We start from the raw sequence: 3518 nt of genomic DNA on the forward strand, positions 1-3518 counted from the left end.
GTCCTCGCTGATCAAGGCGCTGTCCGGCGCCGCGATGCCCGATGCGGGCGAGATCCTGCTCGACGGCAAGCCAGTGCAGTTCCGTACGCCGATGGACGCCCGCCGCGCCGGCATCGAGTGCTGCTACCAGGATCTGGCCGTCGCCCCGGCCATGACCATTGCCGAGAACCTCTTCCTCGGCCGCGAGCTGCGCCGCCCGGGCCCGGCCGGCAGCATGCTGCGCATGCTCGACAAGAAGAGGATGCTGGAGATCGCCATTCAGCGCATGGCCGACCTGAAGGTGGGCATCCGCTCGATGACCCAGGCGGTGGAGACGCTCTCGGGCGGCCAGCGCCAGTGCGTGGCGGTGGCGCGCGCCGCCGCCTTCGCCGAGCACGTGGTCATCCTCGACGAGCCCACCGCGGCGCTCGGCGTGAAGGAGGGCAACATGGTGCTGGAGCTGATCCGCCGTGTGCGCGACAAGGGCCTGCCGGTGATCCTGATCAGCCACAACATGCCGCACGTGTTCGAGATCGCCGACCGCATCCACGTGGCGCGGCTCGGCCGCCGCGCGGCGATACTCGACCCGAAGAAGATCAGCATGAGCGACACGGTGGCGGTGATGACCGGCGCGATGCCCCCCGAGCAGATTCCCGCCGAGTGCCTGGCCCACTGATGGACGACACCCTGAGCCCGCGCCGCGACGCCACCGAAGACGACGAGCGGCTGCGCCCGCGCGGCTCGAACTCGGCCGGCATGCGCCAGTTCAACGAGCGGGTGGTGCTGCAGGCGATCCGCCTGCACGGCAGCCTGCCGAAGGCGGAGATCGCCCGCGTCACCCGGCTGACCGCGCAGACCGTGCAGGTGATCATCGCCCGGCTGGAGGCCGACGGCCTGGTGCGCAAGCTCGCGCCGGTGCGCGGCAAGGTCGGCCAGCCCTCGGTGCCGATGGCCCTCAACCCCGACGGCGCTTTCTCCATCGGCATCAAGATCGGCCGGCGCAGCATGGACATGCTGCTGGTGGACTTTGCCGGGCAGGTACGCCAGCGCCTGTCGCTGGACTACGCTTTCCCCGACGCCGACACGCTGTTCGGCGAGATCGAGGCCCGACTGAAGCAGCTGCGCCGCGGCCTGAGCGCGGCGCTGCGCGAGCGCCTGCACGGCGTGGGCATCGCCGCGCCGCTGTCGCTGGGCGGCTGGCAGGAACTGCTCGGCGTGGAACCGGCGCGGGCGGCGAAGTGGGCCGACATCGACATCCGCGCGCGCGTCGCGGCGATGACCGACCTGCCGGTGCAGTTCGTCAAGGACACCGCCGCCGCCTGCGTGGCCGAGCTGGTGGCCGGGCGCGGCCGCAGCATCCGCAGCTTCCTCTACGTGTTCGTCGACACATTCATCGGCGGCGGGCTCGTGCTCGACAGCCACCTGCGTGCCGGCGTGCACGGCAATGCCGGCGCGATCGGCTCGCTGCCGCTGGGCCTGGCGCAGGGCGACGCCCGCCGCGCGCCGGCGCAGCTGCTCAGCGTGGCCTCGCTGTTCAACCTCGAGTCGCTGTACCTCGCCCGCGGGCTCGATGCCGGCGCCGCCACCGATGCGCGCGCGCTGCAGCCGCCGTGGCTGGAGGCCACCGAAGTCTGGCTGCGCGACGCCGCGCCCGCCGTGGCACTGGCCGTCAACAGCGCGGCCTGCCTGCTCGACCTGGAGGGCGTGATCATCGACGGTTCGTTCGACGGCGCGCTGCTGCAGCGCCTGATCGCGAGGGCGGACGCGGCCCTCGACGCCTACAGCTGGGAGGGGGTGACGCGGCCGGCGCTGCTGGCCGGCACGATCGGCTCCGATGCGCGGGCCATCGGCGGCGCGCTGCTGCCCCTGTACGCGCACTTCGCGCCCGACCGTGACCTGTTCCTGAAGCTGGAGGCCTGAATGACAGCCCCCACGTCACTTCGTTCCTGCCCACCGAGGGGGCGCTCAGCCGCCTTGGGGCGGCCCGGCGGCGACTGAGCGCGGCCGCGATCTGCTCCTCAGCGCCGGCCGAACATCATCTGCCGGGCCAGCAGCGACTTCAGCGGCGGCAGCGCTTGCAGCGCCGCCAGCCCGAGGCCGCGCGCCGCTCCGGCGCCGGGCAACGTCCAGGTGAAGCTGCGCGCGAGGAAATCGGTGGTGGCGATCAGCGCCCAGCGGTCGGGGCCGCGTTGCCATTCGAGCCGGCGCAGCGCCGCCTCGATGTCGCCGCCCTGGCGCAGCAGGTTGACCAGCTCGGCGGCGTCGCGCAGGCCCAGGTTCAGGCCCTGGCCGGCCACCGGGTGCAGGGTCTGCGCCGCGTTGCCGATGCGCACCGTGCGGCCCTCGGTCAGCGTGCGCTCGGCGTTCAGGCCGAGCGGGAAGCGCTTGAGCGGCGAGATCGAGCGCAGCGGCGTCACCGACGCCGGAAAGATGGTGTTCAGCACCGCCAGGCGCTGCGCGTCGTTCAGTTCGGCGACCGGGTCGTCGTCGCTGCCGACGCACCACACCAGCGAGGGGCGCCCGCCGGGCAGCGGCAGCAGCGCCGCCGGTCCATGGCGCGTGAAGCGTTCGTAGGCCACGCCCGGCGTCGCCTCGGGCGGCAGCTCCACCGTGCCCACCCAGGCGCACTGGTGGTAGTCGCGGCTCACGGCCTTGCGCGCTTGGTCGGCGAAGACACCGCCTTCGGCGACCACGGCGAGGTCGACGCGTTCGGCGATGCCGGCGTCGATCTCCACGCCGCCGTCCACCGGCTTGATCGCGCCGACCGGGGTGCCGAAGCGGGTGTGCAGGCGATGCGGCTGCGCGGTCTCGAGCGCCAGCCAGGCCTGCTGCAGCGTCGAGACGATGCGCCCGTAGCTCAGCACCGCGCCGAGCATGGGCACGGCCTCTTCCTGGGCGCCGATGCGAACCTGCGGCTCGCCGAACAGCGCGGCGAATACCGGCGGCGCCGAGGGCGGCTGCTGCGACACGTTGACCTCGAGGATGGGCTGCACGCCGTCCGAGGGCCACGCCCCGAGCCGCTGCAGCCACTGCACGCTGCCCAGCGACAGGGCCAGCGTACGCGGATCGCCGCTCACGTCGCGTTCGAGCGAGCGTGCGTCGAAGACCGTGATGTCGGCATCGGGCAGGCGCTGGGCGGCGTCAATCGCCAGGGCCAAGCCCACCGGCCCGGCGCCGACGATGGCCAGGCGAACAGGGGAAGCGGTCTGAACGGTGCGCATCTGACCCATTTGAAGCGTGATCTTTTCTCATTCTGCACCCGTGCCCCGCGGCCGCGGGGTGGCGGGTGTCGACGACCCCACCGAACATCGCGCCGTGGAAAACGAAAGTCGGCGTCACTCGGGGGCCGACCACACCTCGACAAAGGGAGAACGATGAAACTCAAGTCCGCTCTGGCGGTGGTCGCACTGGCGATGTCCGGCCCCAGCATGGCCGCCGTGTGCACGGGGGGCTACGGCCTCGGCACGATGGGCCCGCCCGGCGCCTCGTGGTTCGGCCAGGCCTTCAGCAGCAGCGGTTCGTACCTGGACTGCTACAGC

At 72.4% G+C, this 3518-nt stretch carries 3 protein-coding genes; 2 read left to right on the top strand and 1 reads right to left on the bottom strand.

What is annotated here, in order from left to right; all coding sequences use genetic code 11:
• Both AB7U92_RS24065 and AB7U92_RS24070 read left to right on the top strand, forming a co-directional pair.
• Positions 1 to 655, top strand: a 655-nt coding sequence (locus AB7U92_RS24065; protein ID WP_428582881.1) for an ATP-binding cassette domain-containing protein, incomplete at its 5' end; no start/stop codon positions are given.
• Positions 655 to 1899 (top strand): ROK family transcriptional regulator, encoded by a 1245-nt coding sequence (locus tag AB7U92_RS24070; RefSeq protein WP_428582883.1) that lies wholly within the window; start codon positions 655 to 657, stop codon positions 1897 to 1899. The genes AB7U92_RS24065 and AB7U92_RS24070, both read left to right, overlap by 1 nt.
• A gap of 98 nt (positions 1900 to 1997) precedes the next feature.
• Here the strand turns inward: AB7U92_RS24070 and AB7U92_RS24075 are convergent, their stop codons facing one another.
• Positions 1998 to 3200 carry an FAD-dependent monooxygenase gene (locus AB7U92_RS24075; RefSeq protein WP_428582885.1) on the bottom strand — a complete coding sequence of 401 codons (1203 nt, stop codon included), beginning with the start codon at positions 3198 to 3200 and terminating at the stop codon, positions 1998 to 2000.
• Positions 3201 to 3518 lie beyond the last annotated feature (318 nt).

This window comes from Piscinibacter sp. (assembly GCF_050175855.1).
Taxonomy (GTDB): domain Bacteria; phylum Pseudomonadota; class Gammaproteobacteria; order Burkholderiales; family Burkholderiaceae_C; genus Piscinibacter.